The following is a 19,291-nucleotide window of genomic DNA, read 5'->3' as shown; positions in this document are numbered from 1 at the left end:
GCTACCAACTGCCGGACGCCCCGCCACCGCCAAAACTGCCGCCGCCGCTACGGCGGCGGTCAGAGTCGGAACTGGAGCTGGAACGGCTGTTGCGACAATACGGCGCCACTCACCAGCCATAGCGACAGCCGCGTGCTTGGCAGCACGCGCTGCCCGCGGCCCATCAGAATTTCACTTGCGGCGCTTTGTCGGCGTCAGGGCTGGTGGCCTCGAAGGTTTCACGCACCGGCAGGTCGCTGTACATCAGGCTATGCCACAGGCGACCAGGGAAGGTGCGGATCTCGGTGTTGTACTTCTGCACCGCGAGGATGAAGTCGCGGCGGGCCACGGCGATGCGGTTCTCGGTGCCTTCCAGCTGGGATTGCAGGGCCAGGAAGTTCTGGTTGGCCTTCAGATCCGGATAACGCTCGGAGACCACCATCAGACGGCTCAGGGCTCCGCTCAACTGGTCCTGGGCCTGCTGGAACTGCTTGAGTTTTTCCGGGTTGTCCAGGGTCTTGGCGTCCACCTGGATCGAGGTGGCCTTGGCCCGCGCCTCGATCACCGCGGTCAGGGTGGCTTCCTCGTGCTTGGCGTAGCCCTTGACGGTTTCCACCAGGTTGGGGATCAGGTCGGCGCGGCGCTGGTACTGGTTCTGCACCTGGCCCCAGTCGGCCTTGACCTGCTCGTCCAGGGTCGGAATGTTGTTGATGCCGCAGCCGCTGAGCAGGCTGGTAAGCAGCAACAGGGCAGCGATGGGCCAGCTCGAGCGCAGGCTTTGGGTGATGTTCATGGGTGGGGCTCCTTGCACAACCTGATGGAAAAGAATCTTTTGCCCGGTTTCACACATCCTGTGGGGCAAAATCTGCCTGCGCCACTGGAATGCATCGGGCTGATGGGCTAAAAGATGCCCAGCGCGAAAAAGAGTTCAGAAGTGTGCTGGATTTATCTGAACAACAATAGCCGCTCCCTAAATTTTGGCTGTTCGACGCGTCACTCATGCGTCGGTCTTGAGCCCTTGAGAACACTATTCATGAATAAGCTGTGTTTGCTGGGCCTGCTGGTCAGCCTGGCCAGTCACCCTGTGTTGGCCGAATCTGCCCCGGTCCCCCTGGAAAACAAAGAAGCCTTTATCAGCGATCTGCTCAAGCGCATGACCCTGGAAGAGAAGATCGGCCAGTTGCGCCTGATCAGCATCGGCCCGGAAATGCCCCGTGAGCTGATCCGCAAGGAAATTGCCGCGGGCAATATCGGCGGCACGTTCAACTCCATCACCCGCCCGGAAAACCGGCCGATGCAGGACGCGGCCATGCGCAGCCGGCTGAAGATCCCGATGTTCTTCGCCTATGACGTGATCCACGGCCACCGGACCATCTTCCCCATCAGCCTGGCCCTGGCGTCCAGCTGGGACATGGACGCCATCGGCCGTTCCGGGCGCATCGCGGCCAAGGAGGCCAGCGCCGACAGCCTGGACATCACCTTCGCGCCGATGGTGGACATCTCCCGCGATCCGCGCTGGGGCCGTACCTCCGAAGGCTTCGGCGAAGACACCTACCTGGTCTCGCGCATTGCCAAGGTCATGGTCAATGCCTACCAGGGCCAGAGCCCGGCCTTGCCGGACAGCATCATGGCCAGCGTCAAGCACTTCGCCCTGTATGGCGCCGTGGAAGGCGGTCGCGACTACAACATCGTCGACATGAGCCCGGTGAAGATGTACCAGGACTACCTGCCGCCCTACCGCGCAGCCATCGACGCCGGTGCCGGCGGGGTGATGGTGGCCCTGAACTCCATCAACGGCGTGCCGGCCACCTCCAACACCTGGCTGATGAACGACCTGTTGCGCAAGGAATGGGGCTTCAAGGGCCTGGCGGTGAGCGACCACGGGGCGATCATCGAGCTGATCCGCCACGGCGTCGCCAAGGACGGTCGTGAAGCGGCCAAGCTGGCAATCAAGGCCGGCATCGACATGAGCATGAACGACTCGCTGTACGGCAAGGAACTGCCGGGGCTGCTCAAGTCCGGCGAGATCGAGCAGAAGGACATCGACAACGCGGTGCGTGAAGTGCTGGCGGCCAAGTACGATATGGGCCTGTTCAAGGACCCTTATGTGCGCATCGGCAAGGCCGAGGACGACCCGGCCGACACCAACGCCGAAAGCCGCCTGCACCGCAGCGACGCCCGGGACATCGCCCGCCGCAGCCTGGTGCTGCTGAAGAACCACAACGACACCCTGCCGCTGAAGAAAACCGCGAAGATCGCCCTGGTCGGCCCCCTGGCCAAGGCCCCCATCGACATGATGGGCAGCTGGGCCGCCGCTGGCGTACCGGCGCAGTCGGTGACGCTGTACGACGGCATGCGCAACGTCCTGGGTGACAAGGCCCAACTGGTGTACGCCCGGGGCTCGAACATTACCGCCGACAAGAAGGTGGTGGACTACCTGAACTTCCTCAACTTCGATGCCCCGGAAGTGGTGGACGACCCGCGTCCGGCGCAGCAGATGATCGACGAAGCGGTCAAGGCGGCCAAGCAGGCGGACGTGATCGTGGCCGCTGTGGGTGAGTCCCGTGGCATGTCCCACGAGTCTTCGAGCCGCACCGACCTGCACATTCCCGCCAGCCAGCGCGAGCTGATCAAGGCCCTCAAGGCCACCGGCAAGCCTCTGGTGCTGGTGCTGATGAATGGCCGGCCGCTGTCACTGCTGGAAGAAAACCAGCAAGCCGACGCCATCCTGGAAACCTGGTTCAGCGGCACCGAGGGCGGCAATGCCATTGCCGACGTACTGTTTGGCGACTACAACCCGTCGGGCAAGCTGCCGATCACCTTCCCCCGCTCCGTGGGCCAGATTCCCACCTACTACAACCACCTGACCATTGGCCGGCCGTTCACGCCGGGCAAGCCGGGCAACTACACCTCGCAGTACTTCGACGACACCACCGGCCCGCTGTATCCGTTCGGCTATGGCTTGAGCTACACCAGCTTCAGCCTGTCGGACATGGCACTGTCCTCCACCACCCTGAACAAGAGCGGCAAGCTCGATGCCAGCGTGACCGTGAAGAACACCGGCAAGCGTGACGGCGAAACCGTGGTGCAGCTGTACATCCAGGACGTGGCCGGCTCGATGATCCGCCCGATCAAGGAATTGAAGAACTTCCAGAAAGTCATGCTCAAGGCCGGCGAAGAGAAGTCCATTCACTTCACCATCACCGAGGACGACCTGAAGTTCTACAACGCGCAGCTCAAGTACGCCGCGGAACCGGGCGACTTCAATGTACAGATCGGCCTGGATTCCCAGGACGTCAAGCAACAGAGCTTCGAACTGCTCTGATGCCTGTCAGCGGCCGGCGCATGACCTGCGCCGGCCGACTCCTTCTGCAATCCCCGCAATCCCCACAATCGCTGCAATATCTGTAGCCGCTGCCGAGCCTGCGAGGCTGCGAGGCTGCGCAAAGGTCCGCAGGACCTTGCTTGTCGATCTACCGCCAAACCTCCATCGGACTCACGACCGCCGCGACCGCTTCGCGCTCGTTCGCAGCCTCCGGCAGCGGCTACAGCCAGCCATGTCAGCCGTGTCGGTCAGCCGCGCCGGTCCAGCAGGTTGACCACCAGGCGGTCGACCCAACCCCAGATCCGCTGCTTGACCCGCCGCCACAACGGCCGGTTGCGCCACTGTGCCAGGCTGATCTCTTCACTCTGGGCGAAGTCCGCCTCGAAGCTCGCCGCCACGGAGTGGGTCAGTGGCGGGTCCAGGGCCTCCAGGTTGGCTTCCAGGTTGAAGCGCAGGTTCCAGTGGTCGAAATTGCACGACCCCACACTGACCCAGTCGTCCACCAGCACCATCTTCAAATGCAGGAAACACGGCTGATACTCGAAAATCCGCACACCGGCCTTGAGCAAGCGCGGGTAGTAACGGTGCCCGGCATAGCGCACGGCCGGATGATCGGTGTGCGGTCCGGTCAGCAACAGGCGTACGTCGACGCCCCGGGCGGCGGCCTTGCGCAATGAGCGCCGCACCGACCACGTCGGCAAGAAGTAAGGCGTGGCCAGCCAGATGCGCTGCTGGCCGCTGTGCAGGGCACGAATCAGTGAATGCAGGATGTCGCGATGCTGACGCGAGTCGGCATACGCCACCCGGCCCATGCCCTCTCCCGAGTCAGGCACACGGGGCAGATGGGGCAGGCCGAAATCCACGTCGGGCCGCCAGGCGCCCTTGCGCAGGTTGGCGCTCCACTGGCGGTCGAACAGCCTTTGCCAGTCCAGCACCGCGGGCCCGGCGATCTCCACCATCACTTCATGCCAGTCGCAGCTGTTGTCCTCGGGCCGCCAGAATTCATCGGTAACCCCAGTACCGCCCACCACGGCCAGGGACTGGTCCACCAGCAACAGTTTTCGATGGTCGCGATACAGATTGAGAAAGCCCTGGCGCCACTTCAGGCGGTTGTAGAAACGCAGCTCGACACCGGCCGTGGTCAAGCGCAGGCGCAAGGCCTGGGTAAAAGCCAGGCTGCCATAGTCATCGAACAGACAGCGCACCCGCACCCCGCGCTCGGCAGCCTGGACCAGGGACTGGACCAGAGCGTCGGCACATGCGCCGGCTTCCACCAGATACAGCTCCAGCTCCACCTGCTGCCGGGCGCGGGCAATGGCCACCAGCATGCGCGGAAAGAACTGGGGACCGTCGATCAACAGCTCGAAGCGGTTGCCTTCACGCCAAGGGAACACCGCTCCGCGCATTTCAGCGCGCCGTGAAGATCAGTACCGCACCCACCGGTACCGAGAAACTGATGGCCGACAAGCCAGCCACTTTGCGCAGGCTGTCGAGGCCCGGTGCCAGGTTGAAGTCTTCGGCATTGAGAACCAGCGGTTCCAAGGTCACCACCTGGAAACGCCGCTCATCCAGGCGAGTGGCCAGCAGCTCGGCGTTGTAGGTGTGTTCCTGGCCGTGCAGGGCCACGGTGACCGGCAACAGCAGCTCGATCTGCGCCCCGGGGGCCAGGTCGTTGATCGGCCGCAGGTTGATCTGCGTCGTGATCTGCGCCTCGGGAAACTGCTGGACCTGGAACAGCTCCTGGCGCATGCGCTCATCGCGCAGGGGAATGCCGCTGCTGATCGAGTCCAGCTCGATCTGCAACCGGGCCTGGCCCTTGGCGTCGACCTTGCCGTGCAACACCAGAAAGCGCTGGACCTCGGAAATACTGGCGTTCTTGGTGGTCACGAAGGACACCCGGGAAGACTCGTTGTCCAGGTACCAGTTGGCCTGGGCCGGCAGGGCGAGTACCCCGAGCAGGCTGATAAGAAGGCGGATCGGCGTACGCATGCAAGCTCCCGTGAACAGAAGGCGCCACCTTAACCGGCTGCCAGGGGGCTGGCAAACACCGCGCTCAAGTGGGGCCCAGCCGTTGTAGACGGGGAATGGCTCAGGCAATGGACTTCTGCAATTGCTCAATGGTGTCGGCCAGCAATCCCAAGTGACGATTGCGCACCTGCTCGACACAGCTCAGATCCATCGGCCAATGCAGAGCGATGCTGCCGATCACCCGGCCTTCGGCCTGCAACGGCAGGGCCACGGCACGAATCAGAAAAGGCAGGCGTACCGGATATTCCCAGTGGCCCTCGGTACGCTGACCGAAGCCCAGATGCTGGGACTGGGCGCAAGCCTGCTGCTGGTCTTCGGCCGGTACTCGCTCACGCTCGGCCAGACGCTCGACTTCATCACTGGCCAGGGCCCCCAGGCAGGCCTTGCCCATGGCCGAATGAAACAGGCTGGCATGCTGGCCGACAATCCGGCTGTTGTTCGGGTAGCGCTTGCGCAACACCGCAGGCACCGCACTTTCCAGGACCTCAAGGTGCTCACCGTCAAAACTCGACAGGTCGCTGACCAGTCCGGTGCGTGCACTCAACTCCAGCATCCAGGGCGCCGCCTGCTCCACCAGATGGCGCTTGAAGCGTTGCCGGCTGTCGCCGAACAGGCTGCGGGCGCTCAGGCGATAACGCCTGTCGCTCAGGCCACGGTAGATCCAGCCCTGCTCCTGCAGGGTCAGCAACATGCGCGACACCGTGGCCTTGGCTAGCCCCGTCAGGTAGTGCAACTCCTCCAGGCCCAAGGCCTGGTGCTGGCCCAGCAACTCGACGATGGCCAGGGCCCGTTCCACGGAACGCACGCTGCCGGTTTCTACCTTGCTGGCCATAGTCCGAACTCCCTGACTGAAGATGGGTAAAGGTTTTTCCCAGCAAGATGCGGGCCTTAGGCTCTGTACGAAAAGTTTTGAGACGAAGGTCAGGCAAGGCGAAAACGGTCGAGGAAGCGGAGTTTACGGGTTGTAAATGAGCATTCCGAGACCGTTTTCAACGCAGCATCACCGAGTATCAAGGCTTTTCGTACAGAGCCTAGAACCCTATCAACGGCATTTGCCTGGTTACAGCAGGTTACCCGGAGGGCATTGCCGCACCCAGTGCGTCAGTTGCTCGTGGGCATAGGCCAGTTGCAGCACGGCGTGGTCGGCCTGGGCCGGCCCGATGATCTGCAAGCCCATGGGCAGGCCCGCCAGATTGAACCCCACCGGAATGCTGATACTGGGCAGGCCGGCCAGGGTCGGACCGATCACCACTTCCATCCAGCGGTGATAAGTGTCCATTTCCTGCCCATCGATCTGCCTTGGCCAGGCCTGCCGTGCATCGAAAGGGAACACCTGGGCCGTGGGCAGCAGCAGAAAATCGTAACGTTCGAACAGCCGCAGCAAGGCGCGATACCAATCGCTGCGACTCTGGGAAGCGCGATACACGTCCGCGGCACTGAGGCTGGCCGCGCCCTCCACTTCCCAACGCGCCTCGGGCTTGAGCCAGCGGCGCTGATCCGGGTCGTTGTGCAACAGTCCCAGGGAGCCCTGGACCAGCCAGTGCCGGTGCACCAGCCAGCAGTCCCACAGTTGCGCCATGGAAAACTCCGGCTGGCAGCTTTCCACTTCACAGCCCAGATGGGTGAAGTCGGCCAGGGCCTTTTCGCACAGGCTCAGGACGCCCTGCTCCATGGCCAGGTAGCCGTTGTAGTCACCCAGCCAGCCCAGGCGCAGGCCGCGTACATCCCGTTGCAGAGGCGCCTGCAACAGCGCCGGATCGTCCTTGAGGGACAAGGGCACTCGCGGATCGTATCCGGCCTGGGTGCTCAACAACCGCGCCACATCAGCCACCGTGCGCCCCATCGGCCCTTCGGTAGCCAGTTGCTGCACGAACAACTCAGGGGTCGGGCCGAATGGCACCCGCCCCTGGGAGGGGCGCATGCCGAACACGTTGTTGAAGGCCGCCGGATTGCGCAGCGAGCCCATCATGTCGCTGCCATCGGCCACCGGCAGCATGCGCAAGGCCAGGGCCACCGCCGCCCCGCCGCTGCTGCCGCCGGCGCTCAGGCTGCTGTCATAGGCATTGCCGGTGGTGCCGAACAGCTGGTTGTAGGTATGGGAGCCCAGGCCGAACTCCGGCACGTTGCTCTTGCCGACAATGATCGCGCCGCTGGCCCGGACCCGGGCCACGCTGATGGCATCCACCTGGGGTACCTGATCGGCGAACAGCGGCGAGCCCATGCTGGTGGCCAGCCCTGCGGTGGCTGCCAGATCCTTGATTGCCTGGGGCATGCCATGCATCCAGCCCATGGACTGCCCCCGGTCCAGTTGCCGGTCACGCTCATCGGCCTGGGCCAGCAGATCCTGCGGATCGCACATAGAGACCAGGGCATTGACGCCCGGGTTGTAACGCTCGATCTGCTGCAGATAGGCCTGCATCACCTCGCGACAGGACAGCTCGCGCGCATGGATCGCCCGGGATAGTGCCAAGGCATCCAATTCGACGATGGACTCGTTGGCCATTGCTTCGCTGCGCTTGATCAAGACTCGCCTCCCAGGGTCACGGCATCGGGTTTGTCGTCTCTGACCGCGTCATGCATGCAGTAGATACCCAGCAGGCTGAGGATCGAGGTCAGCAAGACATAGAAGGATGGCGCCACCGGCGTGGCCATGACCTTGCTCAGCCAGGTCACGATCAAGGGCGCAAAGCCACCGAACAGCATCACCGTGACGTTATACGCCACCGACACCCCGGTGGAACGCACCTCGATGGGAAACTGCTCGGCCAGGGCCGTAGGACCGGGACCGAAAAAGCCGCCAATGGCACCGCACAGCAACATTTGCATCACCAGCAGGCGCTCAATGGACGGCGCCGCGGCGACCCACACATACAAGGGATAGACCATGACGAAAAACGCCAGGGTGAAGGCCATCAGCACTGGGCGCCGGCCGATGCGGTCCGACAGCGCCCCGGCAAAGGGAATCACCACGGTCATCAGGGCCACGGCGAACATCTGCACCAGCAGCACCTGATCCAGGGGCAGGCCGAGGTTGGTGTGGGCGAAGGTCGGCATGTTCACCAGCACCACATAGAAAGACACCGTGCTGCCGCAGCACAGGCCCATGGAGATCAGGATCGCCCGGCGATGGGCCGACACCACCTGCCACAGCCCCGGCCCCTTGCCACCTGCCTGCTTGCGCGCCTCGATGAAGGCCTCCGGCTCCTCCATGTACTTGCGAATCCACAGTCCCACCGGACCGATCAGCAGGCCGATCACGAACGGCAGGCGCCAGCCCCAGAGATCCAGGGTCTGCGGCGAAAAGAGGTGGGTCACCGCCGCCACCATCGCCGCTCCGCTGAACACCGCCAGGCACTGTCCTACCAACTGCCAGGAGCCATACAGCCCCTTCTTGTCCACCGGGGCACTTTCCACCAGGTAGGCCGTGGCGCTGGCGTACTCCCCCCCGGTGGCAAAGCCCTGGAGCATCCGCGCCACCACGATCAGCAACGGCGCGCCCAGGCCAATGGCCGCGTAGTTGGGGGCAAAGACGATCATCGCAATGGCCACAGTCATCAGCTGGATGATCACCAGCATCGCCGCCTTGCGGCCTTTGCGGTCGGAATACATGCCCAGCAGCACGCCGCCCACCGGGCGCATGAAAAAGCCCACGCCGAAGGTGGCCAGGGCCATCAGCAGCGAGGTGTACTCGTCTTCAGCCGGGAAAAACTGGCGGGCGATAAAGCTGGCGAGAAAGCCATAGACGATGAAGTCGTACCATTCCAGGGCGTTGCCAACCACGGCGGCAACCACTTGCCGGGTCTTGGAAACAGCAGGTGTCGAGACGCTCATGGGAGGTTCCTTGATACTTTTGAGCCTTCTTGCGGGCTCGGAAAAGTGCCGGACGCATGGCACGCCCGGGCCGCACAGCGCTACAGGAACAGGAGGGCTCAGACGGGCTTGAGCCAGCTCTCCGCCAGGGCGCCCCAATAGGCCGCACCGGTGAGCAGGATGTCGTCGTTGAAGTCGTAACCCGGGTTATGCACCATCGGTTGCGCTACGCCATTGCCGATGAACAGGTAGCTGCCGGGGCAGCGCTGCAGCATCCAGCCGAAGTCTTCGCTGCCCATCAGCTTCGGCGTGTGGCCATCGACCGCCTCGGCCCCCACCAGCTCGACACCGACCCGCCGGGCAAACTCGGTTTCTTCCGGGCTATTGATCAGCACCGGATAAGCCGGGCGATGGTCGATGCTGGCGCTGCAGCCAAAGCTTTCGGCCTGGGTGCGGATGATCGACTTGACTCGCTCCAGCATCTGCTCGCGCACCGGTGCGTTGAGGGCCCTGAGGCTCAGGCGCAGTAACGCCTGCTGGGGAATCACGTTGGCCGCCTCACCCGCCTGCAAGGCCCCCACCGTCACCACCGCCGCTTCCTGCGCGTCGATATTGCGCGCCACCACCGTCTGCAAGGCCATGACCATGCTGGCCGCGGCCACCAAGGGGTCCATCGCCAGGTGGGGCATGGAGCCGTGACCGCCGACGCCTTCGACAATCACCTCAAGCAGGTCCTGGGACGCCATCATCGGCCCCTCGCGAAAGCCCAGGTGACCAGCCGGCAGCCCAGGCATGTTGTGCAGGCCGAACAGCGCATCACAGGGGAAGCGTTCCAGCAGGCCATCGGCAAGCATCGCCTCGGCACCGCCCTGGCCTTCTTCCGCGGGCTGGAAGATCAGGTTCAGGGTGCCGTCGAACGCTCGGGTCGCCGCCAGGTAGCGCGCCGCCCCCAGCAGGATGGTGGTGTGGCCGTCATGCCCGCAGGCGTGCATGCAACCGCCATGGCGGCTGCTGTAGGGAACCCCGGAGTTCTCGATGATCGGCAAGGCGTCCATGTCCGCCCGCAGGCCCAGGGTGCGTGTGCCCGTGCCGTTGCGCAGAACACCCACGACCCCGGTTCGGCCGACGCCGGTGTGCACTTCATAACCCCACTCCTGCAGACAGCGAGCCACCAGCGCCGAAGTGCGTTGCTCTTCGAAACCCAGTTCCGGGTGGGCATGAATATCCTGGCGGATGGCCCGCAGATCGCTGGCAATGTCGTTGAGCCAGGCAAGGATGTGCTGGTGTCGGGTCATGGCGAATCTCCTCTGGGCCGGGTGGCTTCCCGTTCTTTTTTTCGGAGCGTTGCACGAGGCGCCGGAGCGTGCTCGAAGCTCGGCGTCAGATAACCGCGAGCCGGAGCACAGGACAATCAAATGTGGTTCCACTGGATGGAACACATAATCTGCAGCGCTGCCTGATCCAGGGATCAGGGGGCGAGGCGACAGCCTTCCCGGGGGCCTAGCCAGAGCGCGCTGTGGGTACGCCCCAGGGCGCTGGCGGTAACACGTCGGCTCTGCGGCTCATCGCTAAAACCGTTGATGGGCAGGTACTGGCGCACATAGGCGCGACAGTAGTCGGCAGGTTGTTGCATCACGTAGCGGCAGGAGCAGTACTCCTTGGCGGTGTAGGCACCGAGGATATCCGGGAAGGCTTGCAGGGCCACCCGGTGCTGCCAGCTCCAGCCCAGCAGCAGGAGCAGCGCCACCAACACCAGGCCGAGCAGCGGATGACGGCGGAAAAAGGCCCGACGCTTCATGGTCGCCCCTGGCTGGAAAACGCCGCCAGGACTCGCTTGAGCAATTCATTGTGCCGATAGCTGCCATCGCGATCATCGCCGTAACGCACGATCACCAGGCGCTGCGCCGGCAGGACATACAGCGCCTGTCCCCAGTGCCCCAGGGCCGCATAGGTATCCGCCGGAGCATCGGGCCAGGGCTGAGGAGCACCGTCCACCGAGCGGTTGAGCCACCAGTGCCCGCCCGCCACCGCCTCATCCTGGTTGGCCCGATAGCCGGCAAAGGGCGTGCGGCTGAACTCGACCCAGGCCCTGGGCAGCAACTGCCGATCACGCCAGCGACCCTCGCGCAGCATCAACAGGCCGACACGGGCCAGATCGCGGGCCGTCAGGTAGAGGTAGGAAGACGCCACGAAGGTGCCGGCGGCGTCGCGTTCCCAAACCGCCTGGGTGATGCCCAGCGGTTCGAACAGGGCCTGCCAGGGGTAGTCCGCGTACTGGTCTGCCCCGACCATCCCCCGCAGGCTGGCCGCCAGCAGGTTGCTATCGCCGCTGGAATAACGGAAGACCTGCCCCGGTGGGGTGGAGCGCGCCTGCTGTGCAGCAAATGCCGCCATGTCCCGATGCCCGCGGGTGTAGAGCATGGCCACCACTGAGGAATTGAGGGGGGCGTACTCGTAGTCTTCCTGCCAGTCCAGACCCGAGGCCCAGTGCAACAAGTCACCCAGGGTGATGGCCGGATGCGGCTGCAGCGCCGGGTAATATTTTGCCGCGGGGTCCTGGAGCTGGAAGCGGCCTTCACCGTAGGCAACGCCCAACACCACCGCCAACAGGCTTTTGCTGGCGGACCAGATGAGATGGGGCGTCTGTGGTCCGGTGGCGCCGGCGTAGCGTTCGTAAAGCACCTGGCCATCGCGGATCACCAGCAAGGCGTCAGTGCGAATGCCTTTTTGGGACTGGTCGTCCCTGGGCACAAAGGCATAGTCCTCCAGAGCCTTGAGCGCCGGGCCGCTGACAGTCGGCCCCCGACTCCATTGCTGCGCCGGCCACTCCTCGGCCCTGGCCGGCAAGCAGAGGTACACCAGTAACGCCAGCAGAATCGGAGCCTTGGCCATGGATGACACTCGAACAACGTCAGTGGCCGAGCCTAGTCCAGGCTGATGACAATTTCACTGCAAGCGCCCCCGTTTGTTGGAGCTGGCTGGACAGCGCAGACGTCATCGAGCCTTGTGCGAGGCCCTCGGGCCCTTTCGCCGGCAAGCCGGTTCCTACGCAAGGGGACGCCGCTGCTGAAACGAGGCCAGGGCTTTGGCCAGGCGTTGTTCCCGAGCGCTGGCCGCCAGGTCCAGGAGGGCCTGGTCCCGGGACCATTGGTTGCGCCAATGCTCGGGGCCATTGGCGAATGCGACGTCGATTTCAGGCCGCAATACCTGGAACTGCGTGAACAAACCAGCCAATAGAATGTGCCCGCCACTCAAGGAGGGATTCTGCCGACTGACTTCGGCACAACCTGCAAGCAACCCCAGCACATGCAACTGCAAGGGCTGCGGCCAGCCGCTGTCCTGCCCCACGCCATACAACCAGGCGAGCATGGCGCTCAGGACATAGATGTCCTCCAGGGTGCGGAAGGGTTTGACATAGGCGTCCCAGCCATCGCCGGCCAGCAGTTCGCAGGCGGCGTTTTCCAGCAACAGGCAGCCGTGGCTGATCTCTGGCATCAGGGCGATGGCGGGCAGGGTCTGGACCTTGACCCCAGGCTCCCCGGCATAGACCACGGTCAGGCGCAAGGCCGCCCGCTCACCCGGGGCCTCGCTGCGGGCCGCCACCAACAGCCAGTCGGCGGCATCGCCAGCGGTCACGAAATCCTTGCGCCCCTGCAGGCGCAGATCCTCCAGCCGGGTCTGCATGTCCGCCGGGCGCAGGCTGCGGCGTTCGGTCGCGCACATAGCCCCCAGGCTTTGCGGCGCACTGGGCCACAACATGCGCAACGCCGCCTGGTAGCCCACCAGGAACGCCAGCCCCGGAGTCTCCATCAGGCGGCCGCCGAGCACCGCCAGTTCGAAGGGCGTAACACTGCCCAAATGGGCCAGCAAAGCCCCGTAGCCCTCGGCCAGATCGGGGTTGACGGGCAGTCGGTCACGGCTCTCGAGCAGGGCTTGCCAGGGCATTCGAAGATCCTCAGGGGCTGTCATATAAGCATCACCAAAGCTTCATGGCGATGACACCGGGGCTACATAGCCTGACTTTGCACAACAAAGTCGATTGGCTGCAACCCAAGGCGGGTCGGTAGCCCGCACGGAGATTCACGATGACTCAGATCGCCCGCATCAGCGACACCGGCACTGAACGCCGCCTGCAAGCCGAACGCCTGATTGGCGCCCAGGCCCTGCAAGAAGCCCAGGCCCTGCGTTTCAACGTCTTCAGCGGCGAGTTCAACGCCAAGCTCAAGGGCGCGGAATGGGGTCTGGACATGGATGACTATGATGTTCACTGCAGCCACATCGGTGTACGCGACTTGAACACCGGGCGTCTGGTAGCCACCACCCGCCTGCTGGACCATCAGGCCGCCAGCAGCCTGGGACGCTTCTACAGCGAGGAAGAGTTCAGCCTGCACGGCCTGGCGCACCTCAAGGGCCCCATCCTGGAAATCGGCCGTACCTGCGTCGACCCGGCCTATCGCAACGGCGGCACCATCGCCGTGCTCTGGGGCGAGCTGGCCGAAGTGCTCAACCAGGGCGGCTACAGCTACCTGATGGGTTGCGCCAGTATCCCCATGCAGGACGGCGGCATCCAGGCCCAGGCCATCATGCAACGGCTGCGCGAGCGCTACCTGAGTACCGAACACCTGCGGGCCGAGCCGAAGCACCCGCTGCCCAGCCTGGATATTCCTTCCAATGTCATCGCCGAGATGCCGCCACTGCTCAAGGCCTACATGCGCCTGGGGGCGAAGATCTGCGGCGAACCCTGCTGGGACCAGGACTTCCAGGTCGCCGACGTGTTCATCCTGCTCAAGCGCGACGAGTTGTGCCCGCGTTATGCCCGGCACTTCAAGGCGGCGGTCTGATGCGCCGGCTGCGGGTCTACGGGCGCATCGCCCGGGTACTGCTGGTGGTCGCGCTGGGCCTGAGCATGGCCAGTATCTTCGGCTTGCTGGAACGCCTGGGGGTCGCCAACTCCATGGTCCGGCGCCAGCGCTGGTCGCGGTTCTTCATGGCTCGCCTGAGCAATGCCCTGCCGTTTCGGGTCACGGTGCACGGCGAGTTGCCTCGCCAGCCGATGCTCTGGGTCAGCAATCACGTGTCCTGGACCGATATTCCGCTGCTGGGCATGTTGACGCCGCTGTCGTTCCTGTCCAAGGCCGAGGTGCGCACCTGGCCGGTGGCGGGCTGGCTGGCGGCCAAGGCCGGCAGCCTGTTCATCCGTCGTGGGGCCGGTGACAGCCAGCTGATCCGCAAGCAGATGACCCGCCACCTGCAAGAGCAGCACCCGCTGCTGCTGTTTCCCGAAGGCACCACCACCGACGGCCGTGGCCTGCGCACCTTCCACGGCCGCCTGCTGGCCAGCGCCATCGATGCCGAGGTGTCCCTGCAACCCGTGGCGATCCGTTATTTGCGCGATGGCCAGATCGATACCCTGGCCCCCTTCATTGGCGACGACGACCTGCTCTCGCACCTGATGCGGCTGTTTGCCAACGATCAGGGCCGAGTGGAAATCCATGTGCTCAAGCCCATTGCCTGCCAGGGCCAGGAACGTGCGGCGCTGGCCTTCCAGGCTCAGCAAGCCGTGCAGAAAGCCCTGTTCGGTGATGTCGTGCAGCCCGCCGAACCACGCCGCAACGGCGAACTGGTCGCCGCCTGAAACTCTCTGTAGGAGCCGGCTTGCCGGCGAAAAGGCCTTCAAGCCTGGCGTCATTCATGAAGGCGCCTTCGCTGGCAAGCCAGCTCCTACCGGGGGAACGTTCGTCAGGGCAACTGGGTGTGCTGCGCGGCGAATGCCTGCAACTGCGGGTAGAAGGCTCGGAAATCTTCGCTCAAGGGCTGATACAGCCGCTCCAGCTCGATCATCGCTGCAGTCAATTCCTCTGGCCGTGACAGGCGTCGGGCAATGCCCCGCAAGACCTGCTCCAACACCGCGAAATCCCGATAGGAACCCAGCCAGTCATCCGCCGCCATGTACGGCGCAATCTGTGCCAGGCGCGCCGGCAGTTGCGGCTCGGCCGCCAGCACCCGGTACACCTCGGCGGTGAACAGCGGCAAGGGACGATCGGCGTAATGAGCCCAGTCACGGGCCAGGCAGTGGTCGAAGAACACGTCGATGACGATGCCGGCATAGCGCCGCCGGGTCAGGGAGAAACGCGACAGTGCCGCCGTCACCAGAGGATGGCTGTCGGTGTAGGTATCGATGCGCCGATGCAGCTGGATCGCCGCCTCGACCTCGGGGGCAAACTGCCCTTGCAGGCGGCCTTTGACGAAATCGCCATACAGGCTGCCGAGTAATTGACCCGGACGCTGGCCGCCAAGGTGTAGATGTGCGAGATAATTCATTCGCGCAGCTTAGCACCGCGCCCAACATATCGTTATAACCCGATATACCGATAAGTGATGATTTAAGATCAAAATCATATTGGTATATCGCGAAATAACGATTTAAATTTCGCCTCATCGCGATACAACGTTTTATGGAAAACGAGCACCGCCATGTCCCTCGACCTCGACGAAATAATAAAAGCCCTGGCACATCCGGTTCGCAGGGAAATCCTGCACTGGCTGAAAGACCCGACAGTCGAATTTCCCGATCAGGCTCACAGCAATGAGCACGGCGTCTGTGCCGGACAAATTGATCAACGCTGCGGCCTGTCGCAGTCGACCGTGTCCGCCCACCTCGCCACGTTGCAACGCGCAGGCCTGATCAGCAGCCGGAAAGTCGGCCAATGGCATTTTTTCAAACGCAATGAGGAAGTCATCCAGCAGTTCCTCACGCAAATGAGCCAACAGCTCTGATCTGACAAGGACCCGACAATGCCCCTTTCACTCATCATCCTGGCCTTGAGTGCCTTCGCCATCGGCACCACCGAGTTCGTCATCATGGGGCTTTTGCCCGATGTGGCGGCGGACCTCGGGGTGTCGATTCCCGGTGCCGGCTGGCTGGTGACCGGCTACGCCCTGGGCGTGGCCATCGGCGCGCCGTTCATGGCCCTGGCCACCGCACGGCTGCCGCGCAAGGCAGCCCTGGTAGCACTGATGGGGATCTTCATTGTCGGCAACCTGCTGTGTGCACTGGCCAGTGATTACAACGTGCTGATGTTCGCCCGGGTAATCACGGCGCTGTGCCACGGTGCCTTCTTCGGTATCGGTTCAGTGGTGGCCGCCGGCCTGGTGCCCGCCAACAAGCGCGCCTCGGCCGTGGCCCTGATGTTCACCGGCCTGACCCTGGCCAACGTACTCGGCGTGCCCCTGGGTACTGCCCTGGGCCAGGCAGCCGGCTGGCGTTCGACCTTCTGGGCGGTGACGGTCATCGGTGTGGTGGCGCTGATCGGCCTGCTGCGCTTTTTGCCGGCCAAGCGCGATGAGGAAAAACTCGATATGCGCGCGGAACTGGCGGCCCTCAAGGGCGCGGGGATCTGGCTATCCCTGAGCATGACCGCACTGTTCGCCGCGTCGATGTTCACCCTCTTCACCTACGTTGCGCCGCTGCTCGGCGATGTCACCGGCGTCTCGCCCCGGGGCGTGACCTGGACCCTGCTGCTGATCGGCCTGGGCCTGACCCTGGGCAACATCATCGGCGGCAAGCTGGCGGACAAGCGCCTGGGCGCCACCCTGATCGGCGTGTTCGCGGCTATGGCCGTGGTCTCCACCGTACTGACCTGGACCAGCGTGGCGTTGATTCCCACCGAGATCACTCTGTTCCTCTGGGCCACCGCTTCGTTTGCTGCGGTGCCGGCTTTGCAGGTCAATGTGGTGACCTTCGGCAAAGCCGCACCCAACCTGGTTTCGACCCTGAACATCGGCGCTTTCAACATCGGCAACGCCCTGGGCGCCTGGGTCGGCGGCAGCGTCATCGCCCACGGTTTCGGCCTGACCAGCGTGCCCCTGGCGGCGGCGGTCCTGGCGATCCTGGCCTTGCTGGTGACGCTGATTACCTTCCGCCAGGGCGGCAACGCCGAACTGGCTGCTGCAACCCACTGATCCGTTCCTTTCCTATATAGAAGGCTGTATTCCATGACCACTCTCTTTGATCCGATCAAGATCGGCGACCTCGAGCTGTCCAACCGCATCATCATGGCCCCACTGACCCGCTGCCGCGCCGACGCCGGCCGCGTGCCCAATGCGCTGATGGCCGAGTACTACGTGCAGCGGGCCTCCGCAGGCCTGATCCTCAGCGAGGCCACCTCGGTGACCCCTATGGGGGTGGGCTACCCGGACACCCCCGGCATCTGGTCCAACGACCAGGTGCGTGGCTGGGCCAATGTAACCAAGGCCGTGCACGGCGCTGGCGGCAAGATCTTCCTGCAGCTGTGGCACGTGGGGCGGATTTCCCACCCGTCCTACCTGGACGGTGAAACGCCAGTGGCGCCAAGCGCCATCCAGCCCAAGGGCCATGTCAGCCTGGTGCGTCCACTGGCCGACTACCCAACCCCGCGAGCCCTGGAAACCGCTGAGATCGCCGACATCGTCGACGCTTACCGGGTCGGTGCGGAAAACGCCAAGGCCGCCGGTTTCGACGGTGTGGAAATCCACGGCGCCAACGGTTACCTGCTGGATCAGTTCCTGCAAAGCAGCACCAACCAGCGTACCGACCAGTACGGCGGTTCTCTGGAGAACCGTGCCCGCCTGCTGCTGGAAGTCACCGACGCCGCCATCGAGGTCTGGGGCGCTGGCCGAGTGGGCGTGCACCTGGCACCCCGTGCCGACTCCCATGACATGGGCGACGACAACCTGGCAGAGACGTTCACCTACGTAGCCCGCGAGCTGGGCAAACGCGGCATCGCCTTTATCTGCTCCCGCGAGAAAGAAGGCGCCGACAGCCTGGGCCCGCAGTTGAAAGCGGCTTTCGGTGGCCCCTACATCGCCAACGAGCGCTTCACCAAGGACAGTGCCAATGCCTGGCTGGCCGCCGGCAAGGCTGACGCCGTCGCGTTCGGTGTACCTTTCATCGCCAACCCGGACCTGCCGGCCCGCTTGAAGGCCGATGCTCCCTTGAATGAGGCGCATCCGGAAACCTTCTACGGCAAGGGCCCAGTGGGCTACATCGACTACCCGGCGCTGTAAGCCTGCCTCTGTAAATAGAAAGCCCCGACTCTCGCGAGCCGGGGCTTTTCTTTGAGTGCCAGGATTAACGCTTGCGTTGACTCCAGGCCACCGCCAGGCCGCTCAGGCAGATCACCGCAATCCCGATAAGGCCGTAGCGGTCCGGGGTATGGTCGAAGATCAGGTAGCCATAAAGGCCAGCGAACAGTATCTGTCCGTAGCTGAAAGGCGCCAGCATCGCCGGGGCGGCATGACGGAAGGCCTGGGTCAGCAGCATATGGCCAAGCATGCCGCAGGTGCCGAGGCCGATCATGAACAGGCCGTGGACAAAGCTTGGCGTGCTCCAGAAAAACGGCAACAACGCGCTCATGATCAGGCTGTTGAAGATCCCGGTCAGGAAGTTGCTGGTGGTCGGGCTGTCGATGCCGCTGAGCTTGCGGGTGAGCAACTGATAAAAGCCGAAGCACAGCGCCGACCCCAGGGGCAGCAGGATCGCCGGAGTGAAGAGAACGCCACCAGGGCGCACCACGATCAGCACCCCGACGAAGCCCGCGAGCACCGCCAGCCATTGCCCGCGGCTGACCCGCTCGCCCAGGAACGGCACAGACAAGGCCGTGACCAGCAAGGGCGCAAGAAAGTTGACCGCGGTAGCTTCCGCCAGGGGGATATAGCGCAGGCCAGTGGTGAACAGCAGGCTGGTGCCGATCAGGCACAAGGCCCGGAGCAGTTGCAGGCCGGGACGCTTGGTTCGTACCACCGCGGAAAAACCGCTGCGAGGGACGAACACCACCAGCATCATCAAGGTATGAACCACGTAACGAGCCCAGACCACCATGACGATGGGGTAAAAGGCCGAGAGGTATTTGGACAGCGTGTCGTGACTGGCGAAGAGCAGAACCGCCAGACAAATCAGGGCGATCCCCTTGATTGGCTGTTCTGCGCCTTTGAACGGTGAAGGGTTCACACTCATTCACACACCCGCAACAAAATCACTACAAAATACGTAGCTCGCTATCTATCAAGATGCAGCCAGCCCGTATATAAAAGCACCCCATCGCGATCCGGCGAGCGCGGTAATGAATCTCCCTCGCCGTAAATCTTGACATAACTGGACTCAATTACGCA

The 19,291-nt window shown here is 63.8% G+C and carries 18 protein-coding genes; 6 read left to right on the top strand and 12 right to left on the bottom strand.

Features of this window, described 5'->3' with window-relative positions; genetic code table 11:
* Window positions 1-163: 163 nt before the first annotated feature.
* Window positions 164-772: a LemA family protein gene (locus PFZ56_RS12690; protein WP_170002642.1), complete on the bottom strand. Its 609-nt coding sequence runs from the start codon at window positions 770-772 to the stop codon at window positions 164-166.
* A gap of 240 nt (window positions 773-1,012) precedes the next feature.
* On the opposite strand from PFZ56_RS12690, the gene bglX reads away from it, so the two are divergent.
* Window positions 1,013-3,304, top strand: coding sequence for a beta-glucosidase BglX (gene bglX / locus PFZ56_RS12685; RefSeq protein ID WP_102878661.1), 2,292 nt, complete (start codon window positions 1,013-1,015; stop codon window positions 3,302-3,304).
* Between the two features lie 248 nt (window positions 3,305-3,552).
* Here the strand turns inward: bglX and PFZ56_RS12680 are convergent, their stop codons facing one another.
* From PFZ56_RS12680 to PFZ56_RS12640, 9 genes are all read right to left on the bottom strand, one after another.
* The gene (locus PFZ56_RS12680; protein ID WP_102878660.1) at window positions 3,553-4,710 is read right to left on the bottom strand and encodes a phosphatidylserine/phosphatidylglycerophosphate/cardiolipin synthase family protein; all 1,158 of its coding nucleotides are present in this window, start codon (window positions 4,708-4,710) and stop codon (window positions 3,553-3,555) included.
* Between the two features lies 1 nt (window position 4,711).
* Window positions 4,712-5,293, bottom strand: a complete 582-nt coding sequence (locus tag PFZ56_RS12675; RefSeq protein ID WP_102861522.1) for a YceI family protein — start codon at window positions 5,291-5,293, stop codon at window positions 4,712-4,714.
* A 100-nt stretch (window positions 5,294-5,393) separates the two neighbouring features.
* Window positions 5,394-6,164, bottom strand: a complete 771-nt coding sequence (locus tag PFZ56_RS12670; RefSeq protein WP_102861521.1) for an IclR family transcriptional regulator — start codon at window positions 6,162-6,164, stop codon at window positions 5,394-5,396.
* A 228-nt stretch (window positions 6,165-6,392) separates the two neighbouring features.
* Complete coding sequence (locus tag PFZ56_RS12665; RefSeq protein WP_170002691.1) at window positions 6,393-7,835, bottom strand: amidase; 1,443 nt, start codon at window positions 7,833-7,835, stop codon at window positions 6,393-6,395.
* A gap of 17 nt (window positions 7,836-7,852) precedes the next feature.
* Window positions 7,853-9,163 carry an MFS transporter gene (locus PFZ56_RS12660; protein ID WP_110595017.1) on the bottom strand — a complete coding sequence of 437 codons (1,311 nt, stop codon included), beginning with the start codon at window positions 9,161-9,163 and terminating at the stop codon, window positions 7,853-7,855.
* Window positions 9,164-9,261: 98 nt separating this feature from the next.
* The gene (locus PFZ56_RS12655; RefSeq protein ID WP_170002640.1) at window positions 9,262-10,437 is read right to left on the bottom strand and encodes a M20 aminoacylase family protein; all 1,176 of its coding nucleotides are present in this window, start codon (window positions 10,435-10,437) and stop codon (window positions 9,262-9,264) included.
* Window positions 10,438-10,610: 173 nt separating this feature from the next.
* Window positions 10,611-10,940, bottom strand: a complete 330-nt coding sequence (locus PFZ56_RS12650; protein WP_102878657.1) for an amidase — start codon at window positions 10,938-10,940, stop codon at window positions 10,611-10,613.
* Entirely contained in the window at window positions 10,937-12,034 is a 1,098-nt protein-coding gene (locus tag PFZ56_RS12645) for a serine hydrolase (RefSeq protein WP_170002638.1), read from the bottom strand. The genes PFZ56_RS12650 and PFZ56_RS12645 overlap by 4 nt, the downstream gene beginning before the upstream one ends.
* Window positions 12,035-12,187: 153 nt before the next feature.
* A complete protein-coding gene (locus PFZ56_RS12640; protein ID WP_170002636.1) occupies window positions 12,188-13,087 on the bottom strand; it encodes an acyl-CoA dehydrogenase in 900 nt (299 codons plus the stop codon).
* A 140-nt stretch (window positions 13,088-13,227) separates the two neighbouring features.
* Between PFZ56_RS12640 and olsB the strand changes: the two genes are divergently transcribed.
* Entirely contained in the window at window positions 13,228-13,983 is a 756-nt protein-coding gene (olsB, locus tag PFZ56_RS12635) for an L-ornithine N(alpha)-acyltransferase (protein WP_102861515.1), read from the top strand.
* Window positions 13,983-14,777, top strand: a complete 795-nt coding sequence (locus PFZ56_RS12630) for a lysophospholipid acyltransferase family protein (protein ID WP_102878654.1) — start codon at window positions 13,983-13,985, stop codon at window positions 14,775-14,777. Before olsB ends, PFZ56_RS12630 begins: the two co-directional genes overlap by 1 nt.
* Before the next feature lie 104 nt (window positions 14,778-14,881).
* On the opposite strand, the gene PFZ56_RS12625 is transcribed toward PFZ56_RS12630, so the two are convergent.
* A complete protein-coding gene (locus tag PFZ56_RS12625; protein ID WP_102878653.1) occupies window positions 14,882-15,463 on the bottom strand; it encodes an ACP phosphodiesterase in 582 nt (193 codons plus the stop codon).
* 153 nt (window positions 15,464-15,616) lie between these two features.
* On the opposite strand from PFZ56_RS12625, the gene PFZ56_RS12620 reads away from it, so the two are divergent.
* Genes PFZ56_RS12620 through PFZ56_RS12610 form a run of 3 tightly spaced genes read left to right on the top strand, consistent with a single transcriptional unit; the run spans window position 15,617 to window position 18,187 of the window.
* Window positions 15,617-15,919 carry a helix-turn-helix transcriptional regulator gene (locus PFZ56_RS12620; protein WP_016965050.1) on the top strand — a complete coding sequence of 101 codons (303 nt, stop codon included), beginning with the start codon at window positions 15,617-15,619 and terminating at the stop codon, window positions 15,917-15,919.
* An 18-nt stretch (window positions 15,920-15,937) separates the two neighbouring features.
* Complete coding sequence (locus PFZ56_RS12615) at window positions 15,938-17,104, top strand: MFS transporter (RefSeq protein ID WP_110595012.1); 1,167 nt, start codon at window positions 15,938-15,940, stop codon at window positions 17,102-17,104.
* A 33-nt stretch (window positions 17,105-17,137) separates the two neighbouring features.
* Entirely contained in the window at window positions 17,138-18,187 is a 1,050-nt protein-coding gene (locus PFZ56_RS12610; protein WP_102878651.1) for an alkene reductase, read from the top strand.
* 64 nt (window positions 18,188-18,251) lie between these two features.
* Here the strand turns inward: PFZ56_RS12610 and PFZ56_RS12605 are convergent, their stop codons facing one another.
* Window positions 18,252-19,136: a DMT family transporter gene (locus PFZ56_RS12605; protein WP_110595011.1), complete on the bottom strand. Its 885-nt coding sequence runs from the start codon at window positions 19,134-19,136 to the stop codon at window positions 18,252-18,254.
* Between the last annotated feature and the right edge of the window lie 155 nt (window positions 19,137-19,291).

It is taken from the genome of Pseudomonas danubii (assembly GCF_042980055.1).
Lineage (GTDB): Bacteria > Pseudomonadota > Gammaproteobacteria > Pseudomonadales > Pseudomonadaceae > Aquipseudomonas > Aquipseudomonas danubii.
This window is presented reverse-complemented; position numbering and strand designations above follow the sequence as displayed.

Excerpts from the sequence above, each read along its gene's own strand:
- PFZ56_RS12625 (WP_102878653.1), bottom strand. The coding sequence starts at position 15,463 with ATGAATTATCTCGCACATCTACACCTTGGCGGCCAGCGTCCGGGTCAA.
- PFZ56_RS12680 (WP_102878660.1), bottom strand. The coding sequence starts at position 4,710 with ATGCGCGGAGCGGTGTTCCCTTGGCGTGAAGGCAACCGCTTCGAGCTG.
- PFZ56_RS12620 (WP_016965050.1), top strand. The coding sequence starts at position 15,617 with ATGTCCCTCGACCTCGACGAAATAATAAAAGCCCTGGCACATCCGGTT.
- PFZ56_RS12630 (WP_102878654.1), top strand. The coding sequence starts at position 13,983 with ATGCGCCGGCTGCGGGTCTACGGGCGCATCGCCCGGGTACTGCTGGTG.
- PFZ56_RS12655 (WP_170002640.1), bottom strand. The coding sequence starts at position 10,437 with ATGACCCGACACCAGCACATCCTTGCCTGGCTCAACGACATTGCCAGC.
- PFZ56_RS12615 (WP_110595012.1), top strand. The coding sequence starts at position 15,938 with ATGCCCCTTTCACTCATCATCCTGGCCTTGAGTGCCTTCGCCATCGGC.
- PFZ56_RS12645 (WP_170002638.1), bottom strand. The coding sequence starts at position 12,034 with ATGGCCAAGGCTCCGATTCTGCTGGCGTTACTGGTGTACCTCTGCTTG.
- PFZ56_RS12670 (WP_102861521.1), bottom strand. The coding sequence starts at position 6,164 with ATGGCCAGCAAGGTAGAAACCGGCAGCGTGCGTTCCGTGGAACGGGCC.
- PFZ56_RS12675 (WP_102861522.1), bottom strand. The coding sequence starts at position 5,293 with ATGCGTACGCCGATCCGCCTTCTTATCAGCCTGCTCGGGGTACTCGCC.
- PFZ56_RS12605 (WP_110595011.1), bottom strand. The coding sequence starts at position 19,136 with ATGAGTGTGAACCCTTCACCGTTCAAAGGCGCAGAACAGCCAATCAAG.
- PFZ56_RS12665 (WP_170002691.1), bottom strand. The coding sequence starts at position 7,835 with ATGGCCAACGAGTCCATCGTCGAATTGGATGCCTTGGCACTATCCCGG.
- PFZ56_RS12660 (WP_110595017.1), bottom strand. The coding sequence starts at position 9,163 with ATGAGCGTCTCGACACCTGCTGTTTCCAAGACCCGGCAAGTGGTTGCC.
- PFZ56_RS12690 (WP_170002642.1), bottom strand. The coding sequence starts at position 772 with ATGAACATCACCCAAAGCCTGCGCTCGAGCTGGCCCATCGCTGCCCTG.
- PFZ56_RS12650 (WP_102878657.1), bottom strand. The coding sequence starts at position 10,940 with ATGAAGCGTCGGGCCTTTTTCCGCCGTCATCCGCTGCTCGGCCTGGTG.
- bglX (WP_102878661.1), top strand. The coding sequence starts at position 1,013 with ATGAATAAGCTGTGTTTGCTGGGCCTGCTGGTCAGCCTGGCCAGTCAC.
- PFZ56_RS12610 (WP_102878651.1), top strand. The coding sequence starts at position 17,138 with ATGACCACTCTCTTTGATCCGATCAAGATCGGCGACCTCGAGCTGTCC.
- PFZ56_RS12640 (WP_170002636.1), bottom strand. The coding sequence starts at position 13,087 with ATGCCCTGGCAAGCCCTGCTCGAGAGCCGTGACCGACTGCCCGTCAAC.
- olsB (WP_102861515.1), top strand. The coding sequence starts at position 13,228 with ATGACTCAGATCGCCCGCATCAGCGACACCGGCACTGAACGCCGCCTG.